Below are 15,424 nucleotides of genomic sequence, written 5' to 3' on the forward strand. Positions count from 1 at the left end.
CACAGGGCCGTATCGCCCCAGCACCTCACAGGAGTCGCCGCCATGCCATCCGCCCCGTCCCCTTCCCCGGCTTCCCCGGCTTTTGCCCTCATCACCTCCCTGGACGTGCTGGACGTGCGCTTCCCGACGTCCGAGCACCTGGACGGGTCGGACGCGATGAACCCCGAACCCGACTACTCCGCCGCCTACGTCGTCCTGCGCACCGACGCGGGCGACGGACTCGAGGGCCACGCCCTGGCCTTCACCACCGGCCGCGGCAACGACGTCCAGGCGGCCGCCATCGCGGCCCTGGCCCCGCACGTGGTGGGCCGGTCCGTCGACGAGGTCTGCGCCGACCTCGGCGGGTTCTCCCGCTCCCTCGTCCACGACCCCCAACTGCGATGGCTGGGACCGGAGAAGGGCGCCATCCACATGGCCGTCGGCGCCGTCGTCAACGCCGCCTGGGACCTGGCCGCCAAGCGCGCGGGCAAACCCGTGTGGCGCTTCCTCGGCGAGATGTCGCCCGAGGACCTGGTCGCCCAGGTCGACTTCCGCTGGCTCAGCGACGCCCTCACCCCCGAGGACGCCCTTCAGATCCTGCGCCGCGCCGAGCCGGGCCGCGCACAGCGCATCGGCCGCCTGCTCGACGAGGGCTACCCCGCCTACACCACCACCCCCGGCTGGCTCGGCTACTCCGACGAGAAGCTGGCCCGCCTCGCCCGTGAGGCCGTCGCCGACGGCTTCACCCAGATCAAGCTGAAGGTCGGCGCGGATCTGGAGGACGACGTACGGCGCCTGCGCACCGCCCGCGAGACCGTCGGCGACGGCGTACGCATCGCCGTGGACGCCAACCAGAGATGGGACGTCCAGGCCGCGATCGACTGGATGAGCGCCCTGGCCCCCTACCGGCCGTACTGGATCGAGGAACCCACCTCGCCCGACGACATCCTCGGCCACGCCGCCGTGCGCAAGGCCGTCGGCCCCGTCAAGGTCGCCACCGGCGAGCACGTCGCCAACCGGGTCGTCTTCAAGCAGCTCCTCCAGGCCGGAGCGGTGGACATCGTGCAGATCGACTCCGCACGGGTCGGCGGTGTCAACGAGAACATCGCGATCCTGCTGCTCGCCGCGAAGTTCGGCGTGCCGGTCTGTCCGCACGCGGGCGGCGTGGGCCTGTGCGAGATGGTGCAGCACCTGTCGATGTTCGACTACGTCGCCGTCTCCGGCACCACCGAGGACCGGGTCATCGAGTACGTCGACCACCTGCACGAGCACTTCGTCGACCCGGTCCGCATCGTCGAGGGACACTACCTGGCGCCCACGCTCCCGGGCCTGAGCGCCCAGATGCATCCCGAGTCCCTCAAGGAGTACACGTACCCCGACGGCCCCGTCTGGGCCGCCCGTGTGTGACGCCCGGGCCCTCGTCGACGCCCACCACCATGTGTGGGACCTGGACGTCCGGCCACAGCCCTGGCTGGACGAGCCCGGCCACGAACCGATCCGCCGCACCTTCAGCCCGCGCGACCTGCTGTCGGCGGCGACCAGGCCGATCGCCGGACGGCGGCTGACGAGCACGGTCGTCGTCCAGTGCGTCGCCTCCGTGCCCGAGACACGCGACCTGCTCGCCCTGGCCGCCGACGACCCGCTCATCGGCGCCGTCGTCGGCTGGGCGGACCTGACGTCCCCCGCGGTCGGCGACGTCATCGACGAACTGCGCAGCGGGCCCGGCGGCTCGTACCTGCGGGCGGTGCGCCATGTCGTGCAGGGCGAGACGGACCCGAACTGGCTCCAACGGCCGGAAGTCGAAAGGGGGTTGAGAACGACAGGCGAGCGCGGACTCGGTTACGACGTACTGGTCCGCAGCCACCAGCTGCCCCAGGCGATCCGGCTCGCGCAGCGGCTCCCGGAACTGCCGCTCGTCCTGGACCACGCCGGCAAGCCGCCGCTCGCCGCGGGGGACCTGACCGACTGGAGCCGGCTGGTGCGCGCACTGGCCGGGCGCCCCCAGGTGCGCTGCAAGGTGTCGGGGCTGATCACCGAGGCGGACCACGAGAAGTGGACCGTCGACGACCTCCGCCCCGTGTGGGACGTCCTGCTCTCCGCCTTCGGCCCCGACCGGCTGATGTTCGGCTCCGACTGGCCGGTCGCCGACCTCGCGGGCGGCTGGAACCGCTGGGCCGCCACCGTCGAGGAACTCCTGGACGGCTGTTCCGGCGCCGAGATCCACGCGGTGCTCGCCGGCACCGCGACCGCCTTCTACCGCCTGACCCCCGAGCCGACGACGAAGGAGAGGACACCGTGCTCCTGACGGAACTGCTGCACCCCGGGATCCTCGAATCCCTGGCCGGCGCCGGTCACGGCGCCCGCGTGCTGCTGGCCGACGGCCACTACCCGGCGAGCACCGCCACCGGCGTGCGCGCCCGCACCGTCCACCTCAACCTGGCCCCCGGCCTGCTGGACGTCCGGACCGTGCTCGACGTCCTGCTGCGCGCCCTGCCCCTGGAGGCGGCCCACGTGATGGTGCCCCCCGAGGGCGAACCGGAGCCGCCCGCCATCGCCGAGTACCGCTCGATGCTCGCGCCGCTCCCGGTCGACACGCTCGGGCGCTTCGAGTTCTACGACGCCGCCCGCTCGCCCGACCTGGCGCTGGCCGTCGTCACCGCCGACACCCGCACCTACGCCAACCTGCTGCTGACCATCGGCGTCCGCGCTGAAGGGACCCTGACGAAACGATGACACTCGCCGTCCGTTACAAGGCCGCCCGCACCCTGGACACCGCGGTCGTCGAGCCCCGCGCTCCCGGTCCGGGCGAGGTGGAGCTGGCCCCCGCCTACGTCGGCATCTGCGGCACCGATCTGCACATCTTCCACGGCGACATGGACGCGCGGGTCGCCGCCCCCGCCGTCCTGGGCCACGAGATGTCCGGCCGCGTCACACGCGTCGGCCCCGGCGTCGAGGACTGGCGGCCCGGGGACGCGGTCACGGTCATGCCGCTGCGCTGGGACGACACCTGCCCCGCCTGCCTCGCCGGGCATCGGCACATCTGCCAGCACCTGGACTTCATCGGCATCGACTCCCCGGGCGCGATGCAGCAGCGCTGGACGGTGCCCGCCTCGACGCTGATCAGGCTGCCGGAGGCGCTCGCCCTGGACCGGGCCGCGCTCGTCGAGCCGACGGCGGTCGCCGTGCACGACGTGGGCCGGGCCGAGGTCGCCGAGGGCGAGAAGGTCGTCGTGGTCGGCGGGGGTCCGGTCGGCATCCTCATCGCGCTGGTCGCGCGGGCCGCGGGCGCCGAGGTCCGAGTGGTGGAGCTCAGCCCCCATCGGCGCCTGCTGGCCGGGGAACTGGGGCTGACGGCGTGGGACCCGGCCGACGACGACGTGCCGGCGCTGGTGCGGGCGTGGACCGGGGAGGCCGGTGCGGAGGTCGCCTTCGAGGTCTCCGGCGCGGCGGGCGGCGTGGACACGGCCGTGGACGTCCTCGGGGTGCGCGGCCGCCTCTGCCTGGTCGCGATCCACCCGCGTCCCCGGGAGGTGAACCTGCACCGCTTCTTCTGGCGTGAACTCACCCTGGTCGGGGCGCGGTTGTACGACCGCTCCGACTTCGGGCGCGCGGTGGCCCTGGTGGCGGACGGGACGATCCCGGCCGCACGGCTGATCAGCAAGGTCGTGCCGCTCGGACAGGCGCCCGCCGCGTTCGAGGCCCTGGAGGGCGGCGGCGACGTCATGAAGATCCTCGTGGACTGCACCGACGACGCCCGGGAGGCGGCCGTATGAACGCCTTCGACCTCACCGGCAGGCTCGCCGTCGTGACCGGAGCCCGGCGCGGCATCGGCCGGGCCGTGGCCCGCGCCCTCGCCGAGGCCGGCGCGGACGTCATCGGCGTCAGCGCCCACCTGGAGACCTCGGCAAGCGCGGTGGAGAAGGACGTCCTCGCCGCCGGCCGCAGCTTCGAGGCGATCCGCACCGACTTCGCCGACCCCGCGGCCGTCCGGGCTCTGGGAGCGGACCTCGCCGGGCGGGACCGTCCGGTGGACATCCTGGTCAACAACGCGGGCACCATCCGCCGCGCCCCGGCGGCCGAACACACCGACGCGGACTGGGAGTCGGTGCTCCAGGTCAACCTCACCGCGCAGTTCGCGCTGACCCGGGCGGTCGGCGCGACGATGGTGGCCCGCGGCCAGGGAAAGATCGTCTTCACGGCGTCGCTGCTCAGCTTCCAGGGCGGCATCACCGTCCCCGGCTACACCGCCGCCAAGCACGGCATCGCCGGACTCACCAAGGCGCTGGCCAACGAGTGGGCCCCGCACGGTGTGAACGTCAACGCCGTCGCCCCCGGCTACATCGCCACCGACAACACCCAGGCACTCCAGGACGACCCGGCACGCAGCAGGGCGATCCTGGACCGCATCCCGGCCGGACGGTGGGGCAGCGCGGACGACCTGGCGGGCGCCACGGTGTTCCTCGCCTCGGACGCCGCCGCCTACGTCCATGGCGTCGTCCTGCCCGTCGACGGTGGATGGCTCGGCCGGTGATCAGCACCGACCCGGCCGCCGTGCTCGCCGGCGCCCGTCTCCTGCCCGTGCTGACCGTGCCGTCCACGCAGGCCGGCGGCCCGCTGGCCGACGCGCTCGCCGCGGGCGGCGCCCGGTGCGCCGAGGTCACCTTGCGCACCCCGGGGGCCGAACGCGTGCTCAGGGAGATGGCCGCCCACGGCGGCCTCATCGTCGGCGCCGGCACGGTGCTCACGCCCGAGCAGGCGGAGCGGGCCGTGGCCGCCGGGGCCCGCTTCGTCGTCTCGCCGGGCTTCGACGAGGAGGTCGTCGCGAAGTGCCGCGAGCTGGGCGTGCCGGTCGTGCCCGGCGTCGCCACCGCCACCGAGCTGATGCGCGCCCTGCGCGCCGGTCTCCACACCGTCAAGCTCTTCCCCGCCGAGCCGCTCGGCGGCCCGCGGACCCTGCGCGCGCTCGCGGCCCCCTTCCCCGGGGTGCGCTTCGTGCCCACCGGCGGGATCGACGCCTCCCGGATGGCCGCCTACCTCGCCGAACCGGCGGTCCTCGCCGTCGGCGGCAGCTGGATGGCCGCCCCCGCCCTCCTGGAACGCGGCGACCACGACGAGATCCGCCGGCTGACGGCCGACGCGGTGGACAGGAGCATGCCGTGATCGACGTGGTGGCCCTCGGCGAGGTGATGCTGCGCTTCGACCCGGGAGAGGGGCGCATCCGCACGGCCCGCACCTTCCAGGTCTGGGAGGGAGGCGGCGAGTACAACGTCGTCCGGGGGCTGCGGCGCTGCTTCGGCCTGCGCACGGCCGTCGTGACCGCCCTCGCCGACAACGCGGTGGGCCGGCTGGTGGAGGACCTGGTCCTCCAGGGCGGCGTCGACACCTCACTGATCCGCTGGGCTTTTGACGACGGCATCGGCCGCACCGCCCGCAACGGCCTCAACTTCGTCGAACGCGGCTACGGCATCCGCGGGGCGCTGGGCGTCAGCGACCGCGCGCACACCGCCGTGTCACAGCTGCGCAAGGGCGACGTCGACTGGGACGCCGTGTTCTCGGCCGGCGTGCGCTGGTTCCACACCGGCGGCATCTTCGCCGGCCTGTCCGACACCACGCCGGACGTCGCGGACGAGGCCATGGCCGCGGCGCGCCGCCACGGCGTCACGGTCTCCTACGACCCCAACCACCGCCCCAGCCTCTGGGCCGGCCGGGGCGGCGCCGACGCCGCGCGCGAGGTCGACCTGAGGCTCGCCCGGAAGGCCGACGTCGTGGTGGGCGCCCTGGGCCTGGCCGGCGCCCGCCCGGGACAGGCGCGTGTGAGGGCCGACGAGGTGGCGGACGCGCTCGCCCAGGTGGTGGCGCTGCTGCCCGGGGCGGCCGTTGTGGCGACGACCCTGCGCGAGGCGCCCTCGGCCGGGGTCAACGACTGGTCCTCCGCCGCCTGGTCCGCCGCGACGGGCTTCGTCGCCGGCCCCAGGATGCCCGCCCTGCAGGTCCTGGACCGCATCGGCTCCGGGGACGGATTCGCCGCCGGCCTGCTGTACGGACTGCTCGGCGGCGCAGACCTGGAGCGCGCCCTGGCCTACGGCACCGCCCACGGCGCGCTCACCATGACCACGCCCGGAGACGTCTCCATGGCCTCGCTCGCCGAGGTCGAGGCGCTCATCGCGGGCGGGTCGCCCCACGTCAGGCGCTGACCGGCGCCCGCGTCGCCCGTACTCCAGGAGCACGTCTTGCACCAGCGGAAGATCCGGAACACGTCCGCGGCGCTCACCGCACCCGGTTTCCGGGCGTCCGGGACCGGCAGCCTCCACCGCGTCACCCCGCCCGCGGCAGCGGCCGCGGGCGGGGCCCGGCAAGCCGGTCTTCGGCACTTCGACACCGCGCCGCGCCCCGGCACCGGCCCCGGACCGCTCCGCGCGGACCGGCCCGCCGAGGGCGTGAAGGACGACTGCCGGGACGCCCCGCCGGCTCGCCGCGCCCGCCCCCGGGCCGTCGCCGACGTCTGCGCGGCGCATGGGACCCCGCTGCCGACGGCCACGATCGCCTTCGCCCGCAACCACCCCGGTATCATCGACGTCACCCTCGGCATGCGGACTCCGGAACAGGTCGTACGAAACGTGGAACTCCATGGTCAGCGCGTCCCGGCGGGCCTCCGGGACGATCCCGGCGCTCAGGGGCTGATCAGGCCGGCCGTGTTCGAGGGGCGCCAGGGCGGGCGGGACGCGCGGTGTCTCTGACGGACAAGGCCATCGAACAGCTCCGCGAGCTGATCCGGACCGGTGTGCTGCCTCCGGGGTCGAAGCTCCCACCGGAGCCGGACCTGGCCGCCCAGCTGGGCCTGTCCCGCAACCTCGCCCGCGAGGCGGTCAAGGCGCTGGCCGTCGCCCGGGTCCTGGAGGTCCGCCGGGGCGACGGCACCTACGTCACCAGCCTGCAGCCCAGCCTGCTCCTGGCGGGGCTCGGCGGGGCGGTCGAGCTGCTGCAGGGCGACTCGGTCGCCCTGCAGGACCTCATGGAGGTACGGCGGCTCCTCGAGCCGATCGCCACCGCACTGGCCGCCACCCGCATCTCCGACGACCAGCTGGCCGAGGTGAAGAGCCACCTGGACGCCATGCGCGAGGCCCGCGAGGACGTCGAGCAGCTCAACGCCCACGATGCCGCGTTCCATCGCGCCGTCATCTCGGCCACGGGCAACGAGAGCCTCCTGACCCTGCTCGAAGGCATCTCCGGCCGCACCCTGCGCGCCCGCATCTGGCGCGGTCTGGTCGACTCCCAGGCCGCGGGGCGCACCCTCGCCGAGCACCAGGCGATCTTCGACGCGCTGGCTGCCCGCGACTCCGCCCTCAGCCAGGCCGCCGCACTGCTGCACGTGAGCAACACCGAGCAGTGGCTGAGAGAACACCTGCGCTCAGGCGCGCCCCTCCCCTTCGGGACGCCCACACGCAGGTGAGGGCGGCCGCCGGCCCGTCCTCGCCCGCCCTTCAAGGGGCGGGAGGGGCCCGGGGGCCGGGAGGGGCCGGGGACGCGGGCCCGGTGCGCGGGACCCGCGATCACCCGGCCTTGCCCGCTGTCTCGCCGTTCGGCCGGTTGAGCGGGCTGTGCGGTGGCAGGATGCTGGAGGCAGCGCCGGTGACGGTCGACGCGGCACCGGGCCGGGTGCGAGAGGAACGACGTCGGGATGCCTCCCATGGACCACGAATCCGATACGACCAGAGAAGGGAAGCCCGCCGGGGCTCCCGAGGACTTCGCGGTCGTCGTCGACGCCCGCGGAGCCGTCATGGCATGGAGCGCCGGAGCGAGGCGGCTGCTCGGATACCGGTCCGAGGAGGTGGTCGGGCTGCCGGCCGCCCAGCTGCTCGCCGCGAAGCTGCCCACCGCGATGCGCCGCCACCTCGCCGCCGGAGAGCCGTGGACCAGCGATCTGGCGCTGCGGAAACGGAACGGGGACCATGTCAAGGTGCACCTGCGGGGCACCCCGCTGACGGACTCGGACGGCTCGACCCCGTGGGTCCTCGCCCCGGCGGCGACGACGTACCCCGCGGCGCCGACCGACGCGGAGGCGGCGGAGCTGTGGGACCTCACGCTCGCGCAGCTCCCGCTCCCCGTGGCCGTCTACGACCGCGAGGCCCGGTTCGTGGCCTGCAACCAGGTGATGAGCCGGGCCATGGGACTCACCCAGGAGGAGATGAGGGGACTCACCCTGTGGGAGATCTACCCCGCCCCGCCCCTGGGCGAGATCGACCGCCTGCAGCGGCAGGTGGTGCGCACCGGCGAGATGATCTTCCGTGAGGAGCAGCCGTTCCGTGCCTCCGGCGAGGTCCGCGATCACGCGTGGTCGGTCTATCTGTCCCCGTTGAAGGACCGGGCGGGCGACGTGCTCGGCGTCTCGGCGGTGGTCATCGACATCACCGAGCAGTACTGGGCCCGGCGCCGGCTGGCGGTGCTGAACGACGCCGGCGCACGCATCGGCAGCTCGCTGGACGTGTCCCGGACGGCCGAGGAACTGGCCGAGGTGGCGGTGGCCGGGGGGTTCGCCGACTTCGTCACCGTGGACCTGCTGGAGTCCGTCGCCCAGGGGCACGAGCCACAGCCGGTACCGCCCGGCACGCCGGTGCAGTGCCGCCGTACCGCGCAACGGTCGGTCCTGTCGGGATGCCCGGAATCGGTGGTCCGGACGGGCGACACCGACGTCTACCCGCCCGGCTCGCCTCCGGCCCAGGCGCTCATCACCGGCCGGGGCAGCCACTACCGTGTGGGCGATCCGCGGCTCGTGGACTGGTCGACGGCCTCCCCGGCGCGCGCCGAGAGCGTCAGGCGGTTCAGGATCCATGCGGTGATGATGGTGCCGCTGCGCGCCCGGGGCATCACCCTGGGAGTGATGCATCTCCTGCGGCACCGTACGGCGGACCCCTTCGGCAAGGACGATCTCGTGCTCGCCGAGGAGATCGGCGCCAGGGCGGCGGTGAGCATCGACAACGCCCGCCGCTACACCCGCGAGCGCCGGACCGCGCTCGCCCTCCAGCGCAGCCTGCTGCCCGAACGGCTGCCGGAGGGGCAGGCGGTCGACCTGGCCTACCGGTACCTTCCCGCCGGTTCCGGGGACGAGATCGGCGGAGACTGGTTCGACGTCATCGCGCTGTCCGGAGGACGGGTCGCGCTGGTGGTCGGCGACGTCGTGGGCCACGGCGTGCACGCCTCGGCGACGATGGGCCGGCTGCGCACCGCGGTGCGGACCCTCGCGGACGCCGACTTCGCGCCCGACGAGCTGCTCACCCGGCTGGACGACCTGGTCATCCGCCTCGACCGGGAGGAGGGCCCGGATGCGCGCAGGCAGGCGGAGGAGGCCTCGGGAGAGGTCGGAGCCACCTGCCTCTACGCCGTCTACGACCCCGTGGCCGGCCTGTGCGACCTGGCCCGGGCCGGTCACCCGCCGCCCGTGCTGGTGACGTCGGACGGCGCCGTGCAGGTCCTGGACCTGCCCGCCGGGCCACCGCTCGGCCTGGGCGGACTGCCCTTCGAGTCGGCCCGGATCACCATGGCCGAGGGAAGCCTGCTGGCCCTCTACACCGACGGCCTGATCGAGACCCCCGGCCGTGACATCGACGTCGGACTGGACCTGCTGACCGAGGCGCTGCGCCACCCGGCCGCCGGCCTGGAGGAGACCTGCGACGAGGTGATGCGCAAGGTGCGGGCCGACCCGCCCGGCGACGACATCGTCCTGCTGCTGGCTCGCGCGTCCGGCCTCGGGACGGACCAGGTGCGCACCTGGCAGCTGCCCGTCGACCCCGCGGCCGTCGCCGGGGCGCGCCGGATGGCGTGCGAGCAGCTGGCCGCCTGGGGCCTGGCCGAGCTCGAGTTCTCCACCGAACTGATCGTCAGCGAGCTGGTCACCAACGCCATCCGGTACGGCACCGCCCCCATCGAGCTGCGGCTCATCCACGCCGACGTGCTGATCTGCGAGGTCTCCGACGGCACCAGTACCGCCCCGCACCTGCGGCGGGCCCGCGTCTTCGACGAGGGCGGGCGCGGACTGATGCTCGTCGCCCAGGTGGCCGAACGCTGGGGCAGCCGCCACACCGCCACCGGCAAGACGATCTGGGCCGAACAGCCGGTGCCGCGCTGAGCCACCGCGGGCGGCTCGCACCGCGCACCAGCCGCGCCGGCAGCCTCCACCGCTCCTTGCCGACCGGGTCCCGTACGCGAAGCGGGACGGGGCGTCAGACGGACCGGTGCGGCTGCGCGCCCGGGCGGTTCTCCGCGCAGTCCTGGTAGGTGACGGGCAGTTCGGCCCGGCCCGTCACGTTGAGCTTGCGATAGATACGGGTCAGGTGCTGTTCGACCGTGCTGACGGTGACGCACAGCTGGTCGGCGATCTCCCGGTTGGAGTGCCCCCAGGAAGCCAGCGACGCGACCCGGCGTTCCGCCGCGCTCAACGGGTCCTCCGCGTCCTCACCGGACGGCTCCGGGGCCGCGTCCGCGTCGTTGCTCAGCAGGGCGCGGCGCAGGGGCGCGGCGCCGCACTGCTCCGCCAGCCGCAGCGCCTGGTGCAGCGCCTGCCGGGCGGGGCCGGCCGCGCCGACGGCCCGCTGGGCGGAACCGAGAGCGGCGAGCGACCGGGCGAGTTCGAGCCGGTCTCCGGTCAGCCTCTGCAGCGTCACGGCGTTGTTGAGGATCGCCACCCTGCGCCGCGGCTCGGCGAGTTCGGCGAGCAGACGCAGCGCGACACCCCGAGGGCTGGACTTCGCCGGGCCGGGCCGGGCCAGTTCCTCCTCGACGAGCCTGCGGGCCTCCTCGCGCCGCCCCAGCCACAGATGGGCGGTGGCGGCGGCGCTGCGCCACGCCACGAACGTGGGCAGATCCATGTTCCAGGCGCTCGCCTTCTCCCCGCAGGCGAGGAAGTCGCCCAGTGCGGCGTCCGGTCGCCTCGACGCGAGGTGGTGATGACCGCGGGCGTACAGATAGGGAATCCCGTACCAGGATCCGTGGATCTCCTCCGGCACGGGCAACTGCAACTGCTCCTCGGCGACCTCGTACGCTCCCGTCGCGGTCGCGGCCAGGACGAGCACGCTCACCGGCAGGCCCACGGCGAGTCCCCAACCGCGCGGCGGGAGGAGGGTCATGGCGGTCCGGGCGTGCTGCAGAGCCGTCGTCAGGTCGCCCTGGCGCAGGGCGACCTCCGCCTGCACGGCGGAGAGTCTGGCCTGCCAGGTCGGCGCGCGACGGCCGGCCACGGCCGCCGCGCACCTGGCGGACCAGTGGGCGGCGCGGTCCCGCCGGCCGGTGTAGAGCAGAGCGAGGAGCGCCGACTCCGCGCTGTCGACGTCTGCCGTGCTCTCCGGACGGCACGTGCTGAGCATCATCTCCGCGGTGCGGGCGGTGGTTTCCCCGCCCCCGCTCCGCAGCGTGAGGGACAGCAGGCCGTCGGCGGAGACGGCGGCGGCGTCCGCGGCGCCCGACTGGACCGCAGCGTCGGGCCCGGCCCCGGCGGACGCGTGCGGAAGGACCGACGGATGGCGGACGCGCAGCCAGGCGTGCAGACGTCCGAGCCGCAGCGGGCACGTCGCTTCGGAGGCGCCGAGAAGGCCGAGCAGGGACACCGCCTCCCTGCGGCGGCCGAACCAGAGCAGCGACTTGACCAGGGACATCGCCGAAGCCTGCGGCAGCCGGCCGTCGAGCGCCGCCCTGACCAGCGAGCCGAGTCGCCGTTCGGCGGTCGCGGGGTTCATCCGCCACTCCAGCCGGATCAACTGCGCCTCGGTGACCGCGCGGGCGTCGGGGTCCTCGGTGCTGCCGAGGGCGAGCTCCAGGCAGGTGACGGCGAACGGCAGCTCCTCGCGCAGACACGCCGCCTCGGCCGCTTCCGCCAGGACCGAGCGGGCCCAGCCGTCGTGGGCGCGTCCCGCGGCTGCCAGCCGGCGGGCCACCACCAGGGACGGGGCCCCTTCGTCGTGCAGGAGTCGTGCCGCGCGGCGGTGCGCCTCGAAGACGGCGTCGGGGGACATGTCCTCCAGAATCACCTCCCTCGTCGCGGGGTGGCGGAAATCCGTTCCCGAGGTGAGCCCCGAGGCCTCCAGCTGCGTCAGCGCGCGCCGCACCCCGGCTGTGCTCGTCCCGAGCAGGCGGACGAGGCGCTCCGGTGTCGCCGTGTCCTCCAGGACGGCGAGCAGGCGGGCGACGCCCGACACCGACTCCTCGTGGCGGCGCAGACAGGCGAGGACGGCATGCCGGAACTCCTCGTCCGCGTACGCCCCGTCCGCAGCGCCTCCCGAGCCGTCCGTGCGCCGGCTGAGCCGGTCCTCCAGCAGGGCTCGCAGCAGTAAAGGGCTGCCACCGCTGAGCGCGTGGTAGACGGGGCCGAGCCGGCGGCCCTCCTCCGTGCCCAGCCGCTGCTCGGCCAGGAGCACGGTCGCGTCGCGGGACAGCCCGGTGATGCGTACGCGCCGGCAGTGCGGATGGCGTCGTAGTTCCGCGTCCAGCAGGGGGTGTCTGCCGGTGCGGTCCGGTTGCACGATCACCAGCATCACCGGTGCGGACCGGACATGGGGCAGGAGATGGAGCAGACACGCCAGCGACGCCTCGTCGGCATGCTGGATGTCGTCCACGCCGATGAGTAACCGGTGGGCGCCCGCGAGCTGTAACAGGGCGTCGCACAGCCCGTGCGCCACCCGGGCCTGGAGCAGGACGGCGTGGCGGGAGGAGGCCGGCCCCGCCGCCAGCAGACTCTCCAGCAGCGCCATCCGGGAGAGCAGGGAGGAGGGGAGCGGCAGATCGCGGACGAGCTGGCGGACCACGCCGAGGGGGACGTCGCGTTCGTGCTCGTGGCCGACGGCCCCGAGACAGAGGCAGGAATCCGAGGCCTGCTCGGCGAAGGCGTAGAGAAGTTCCGACTTGCCCGTGCCCACCGCGCCGCTCAGGAGCACGATCCGGCCGGCGCGCCCGCGTGAGGCGATGAGCGAGTTTCCCAAGTCGGAGAGGGGTTTCTCGCGCTCGACCAACCGTGTGCCGGCACCTTGCTGCAACACAACCGACCTTGCCTCAGAACTCGTCGGTAAGTTTCTGTTCGGTAGTGATCGAGACGGCGTAAATAAACCGTCAATAAAGTCCTTCGGGGGCGGATGAAGTGGTTTGGAGAGGGGTGACGTTGGCGACTCCGTCGGACGGCCACTTTCCTTTTGGATCATAGCGCAGGGCCTGGTCGCGTTCGAGGATGTTCGGCAGGAGCAGGTCATCATGGAGGACGGTCAATCGGACCTGGCCCGTCTTTCCGTAGGCCACGGCTTCGGACCATTCTTGCTTGTCGACAACCGTCATCGTCACCTGAGGGAAATTCGGGACATACGGCATCAATTCTGCGTTCTGTTCCACGGGTAGACCCGCCGCATTTCCGAAAGTGTTGCCGTAGCTGCGCCCGCAGACACCGTCGGACATGGCCGCGGTGAAGTCGCGGTACATGTCCGCGCTGAGCTGGGTCCCGCTCAGCCGTACGCCCTTCAGCGGAGCGACCAGTTCGGGGAAACGCCGCGTCAGTGCCTGGAAAACGGCCGGAGTGGTGTTCACGTAGTCGACCCGGCCCGGGCGGAGCACGTCGGCGATCTGCTCCAGGAGGTGCGTGGTGTACTCCTGGGCGTCCGCCGGCCGTCCGGCCCGGATCAGCCGCTTCACCCACCGCGGATCCATGTCGATCGCGTAGGTCCGGCCTTCGAACAACTCGGTCGTCTCCCACACCCCGTTGCCGATCAGATGCGGCCCGGTGGGCGTCGCCTGCAGCCATGTACGGTGCGGCAGGAAGCCCTCGGAGACGAAGGACCAGCGGCGCCACGCACCACGGTGCAGCAGCATGTCGGGGGTGTAGAAGAGCCGGCACGGCGGGCCCGTGGTGCCCCCGGTGTCCCAGATCCGACCGGTCAGCGGCCGGGGCACGGCCAGCGGCACCAGGTCCGCCGGGTCCATGTCGCGCAGGACCTCCACGGGGAACGGGCCGAAGGCCGTGAGCTGGTCGTAGCGGGTGAGGTCGCGTGGGTCGAAGTCCAGGCCGGCCGCCCGCCGCAGCCAGTAGGGGCTGCCGGTCAGCGGATCGAAATGCCGGGCGACCACCCGGCGGGTCCATGCGTCCAGGTCGGTGTCGAGCCAGTCCCGGACGAGTCTGTCGCACTCCGCGGCCCGGGACCCGGCCGGCGTGCGTGTCGTCGACGTCATCGCCCCGTCTGCGCGGGCGCCAGGTCGATGCCCAGGTCGAAGGCGCTGGTCAGCACCTGCTGGACGTGCTCGGGCTGGTCGACGTGCACCACCGGGAACGGGAAGCGCAGAATTCCGTCGGGGATCGAACCGCCCATGATCAGCGCGAGCCGGACACCCTCCTCCTTCATGCCGGCGCACACGTCCGGCAGGCTGATGGCGTCCGTGGAGTTGCGGTCGAACAGATCCCGCACGCCCTCCGCGGTCGTCAGCTTCTTCTGCTCCAGGCAGGAGAACAACGGCAGTTCGGGCGCCGTGAAGGGCATCGCCCCGACGTACGGAGCCATGAACTCGCGATGGTGACCGCGCAGCGGCGAGTGGACGGCGATCGGCCGGTCCGGCAGCGGGGCTATCGTGCCCGGCGGCAGGTCGGCCGCCACTTCCTCCAGCGCCGACCGCTCACCGGAGAGCATCAGGATCTGCATCGCTCCGTCCGCCGTCACCCCGAAGACCCCGGACAGATGCACCCCCGCCCGGCCCTCGCCCCGGTAGGCGGCCACCAGGTCGCCCTCGACGGGCGCGAAGGCCAGGGCGAGTCCCTGCTCGGGCGACTCCGGCGGCAGTTCGGGCGTGTGCCGGGTGTGCGCCAGCATCTCGAAGAGTTCCCTGCGCCCGATGGCGCCGGCCAGACAGCTCGCCGTCATCGCGCCCAGACTCAGGCCGCCGAGCGCGGAGGGCCGCAGTCCGTGCTCCACCAGCACGTCGTGGATGCCCAGCGCCAGCGCGGTCTCCCGGATCGTTCCCGCGCTCTGCCGCTCCTCCTGCGCGGTCGGCAGCTCCTCCTCCAGGATCTGGCCCACCGTCAGGCCGGTCCACTCCGAGACCTGCTCGTACAGATCACGCATCACGGGATAGGAGCGGTACATCTCCGTGCCACGCACTTCGGTGCCGACACCGCCGCCGAAAAGAAAACCCAAAGACACCGTTAACTCCAAGCCGAGAATGGCTGAAAAGCCGTGGTGGACTCGGTCGGACTGCCCTGAAGCGGCGGGCCGACACGTGCTCTTGTCGGCCACGTTACCCATGTCCTGGCATTCTTGAAAGGGGGCTCTCGGGGCGTGCCATGACGGTCGTTCAGCTGTCGCGTGAGGCGCTATGGAGACGATATCCGCGAGTGTCAGAGTCCTCTCATGGCCTCTCGCAATTCCCTCGCCCGGACCGCCGGGGAAGTCCTCCGCACAGGCGGGGAAGTCCTCCGGCGCCCGGGGGA

At 73.2% G+C, this 15,424-nt stretch carries 13 protein-coding genes; 10 read left to right on the forward strand and 3 right to left on the reverse strand.

Annotation, left to right across the window (positions count from 1 at the left end; translation table 11 throughout):
* Nucleotides 1-42: 42 nt before the first annotated feature.
* The 10 genes from IE239_RS07235 (at nt 43) to IE239_RS07280 (ending at nt 10,102) form a co-directional block, all read left to right on the forward strand.
* A complete protein-coding gene (locus IE239_RS07235; RefSeq protein WP_190148429.1) occupies nt 43-1,386 on the forward strand; it encodes an enolase C-terminal domain-like protein in 1,344 nt (447 codons plus the stop codon).
* Nucleotides 1,379-2,284, forward strand: a complete 906-nt coding sequence (locus IE239_RS07240) for an amidohydrolase family protein (protein WP_190148430.1) — start codon at nt 1,379-1,381, stop codon at nt 2,282-2,284. Before IE239_RS07235 ends, IE239_RS07240 begins: the two co-directional genes overlap by 8 nt.
* A complete protein-coding gene (locus IE239_RS07245; protein ID WP_190148431.1) occupies nt 2,275-2,712 on the forward strand; it encodes an RbsD/FucU domain-containing protein in 438 nt (145 codons plus the stop codon). The genes IE239_RS07240 and IE239_RS07245 overlap by 10 nt, the downstream gene beginning before the upstream one ends.
* A complete protein-coding gene (locus tag IE239_RS07250) occupies nt 2,709-3,752 on the forward strand; it encodes a zinc-dependent alcohol dehydrogenase (RefSeq protein ID WP_190148432.1) in 1,044 nt (347 codons plus the stop codon). Before IE239_RS07245 ends, IE239_RS07250 begins: the two co-directional genes overlap by 4 nt.
* A complete protein-coding gene (locus IE239_RS07255) occupies nt 3,749-4,510 on the forward strand; it encodes an SDR family NAD(P)-dependent oxidoreductase (RefSeq protein WP_190148433.1) in 762 nt (253 codons plus the stop codon). The genes IE239_RS07250 and IE239_RS07255 overlap by 4 nt, the downstream gene beginning before the upstream one ends.
* Complete coding sequence (locus IE239_RS07260; RefSeq protein ID WP_229877876.1) at nt 4,507-5,139, forward strand: bifunctional 4-hydroxy-2-oxoglutarate aldolase/2-dehydro-3-deoxy-phosphogluconate aldolase; 633 nt, start codon at nt 4,507-4,509, stop codon at nt 5,137-5,139. The genes IE239_RS07255 and IE239_RS07260 overlap by 4 nt, the downstream gene beginning before the upstream one ends.
* Nucleotides 5,136-6,173 (forward strand): sugar kinase, encoded by a 1,038-nt coding sequence (locus IE239_RS07265; protein WP_190148435.1) that lies wholly within the window; start codon nt 5,136-5,138, stop codon nt 6,171-6,173. The genes IE239_RS07260 and IE239_RS07265 overlap by 4 nt, the downstream gene beginning before the upstream one ends.
* A 36-nt stretch (nt 6,174-6,209) precedes the next feature.
* Nucleotides 6,210-6,716, forward strand: a complete 507-nt coding sequence (locus IE239_RS43100; protein WP_190148436.1) for a hypothetical protein — start codon at nt 6,210-6,212, stop codon at nt 6,714-6,716.
* Entirely contained in the window at nt 6,707-7,429 is a 723-nt protein-coding gene (locus tag IE239_RS07275) for a FadR/GntR family transcriptional regulator (RefSeq protein WP_190148437.1), read from the forward strand. The genes IE239_RS43100 and IE239_RS07275 overlap by 10 nt, the downstream gene beginning before the upstream one ends.
* 237 nt (nt 7,430-7,666) lie before the next feature.
* Complete coding sequence (locus IE239_RS07280) at nt 7,667-10,102, forward strand: SpoIIE family protein phosphatase (RefSeq protein WP_190148438.1); 2,436 nt, start codon at nt 7,667-7,669, stop codon at nt 10,100-10,102.
* A gap of 94 nt (nt 10,103-10,196) precedes the next feature.
* Here the strand turns inward: IE239_RS07280 and IE239_RS07285 are convergent, their stop codons facing one another.
* Genes IE239_RS07285 through IE239_RS07295 form a run of 3 tightly spaced genes read right to left on the reverse strand, consistent with a single transcriptional unit; the run spans nt 10,197 to nt 15,137 of the window.
* Entirely contained in the window at nt 10,197-13,160 is a 2,964-nt protein-coding gene (locus IE239_RS07285) for a helix-turn-helix transcriptional regulator (protein WP_268254498.1), read from the reverse strand.
* On the reverse strand, nt 13,072-14,175 hold the full coding sequence (locus IE239_RS07290) for an acyl-CoA synthetase family protein (RefSeq protein WP_190148440.1): 1,104 nt from the start codon (nt 14,173-14,175) through the stop codon (nt 13,072-13,074). Before IE239_RS07290 ends, IE239_RS07285 begins: the two co-directional genes overlap by 89 nt.
* A complete protein-coding gene (locus IE239_RS07295; RefSeq protein WP_190148441.1) occupies nt 14,172-15,137 on the reverse strand; it encodes an ACP S-malonyltransferase in 966 nt (321 codons plus the stop codon). Before IE239_RS07295 ends, IE239_RS07290 begins: the two co-directional genes overlap by 4 nt.
* Nucleotides 15,138-15,424: the final 287 nt, after the last annotated feature.

Origin of the sequence: Streptomyces humidus (assembly GCF_014649655.1) — a bacterium.
GTDB classification, from domain to species: Bacteria; Actinomycetota; Actinomycetes; order Streptomycetales; family Streptomycetaceae; genus Streptomyces; species Streptomyces humidus.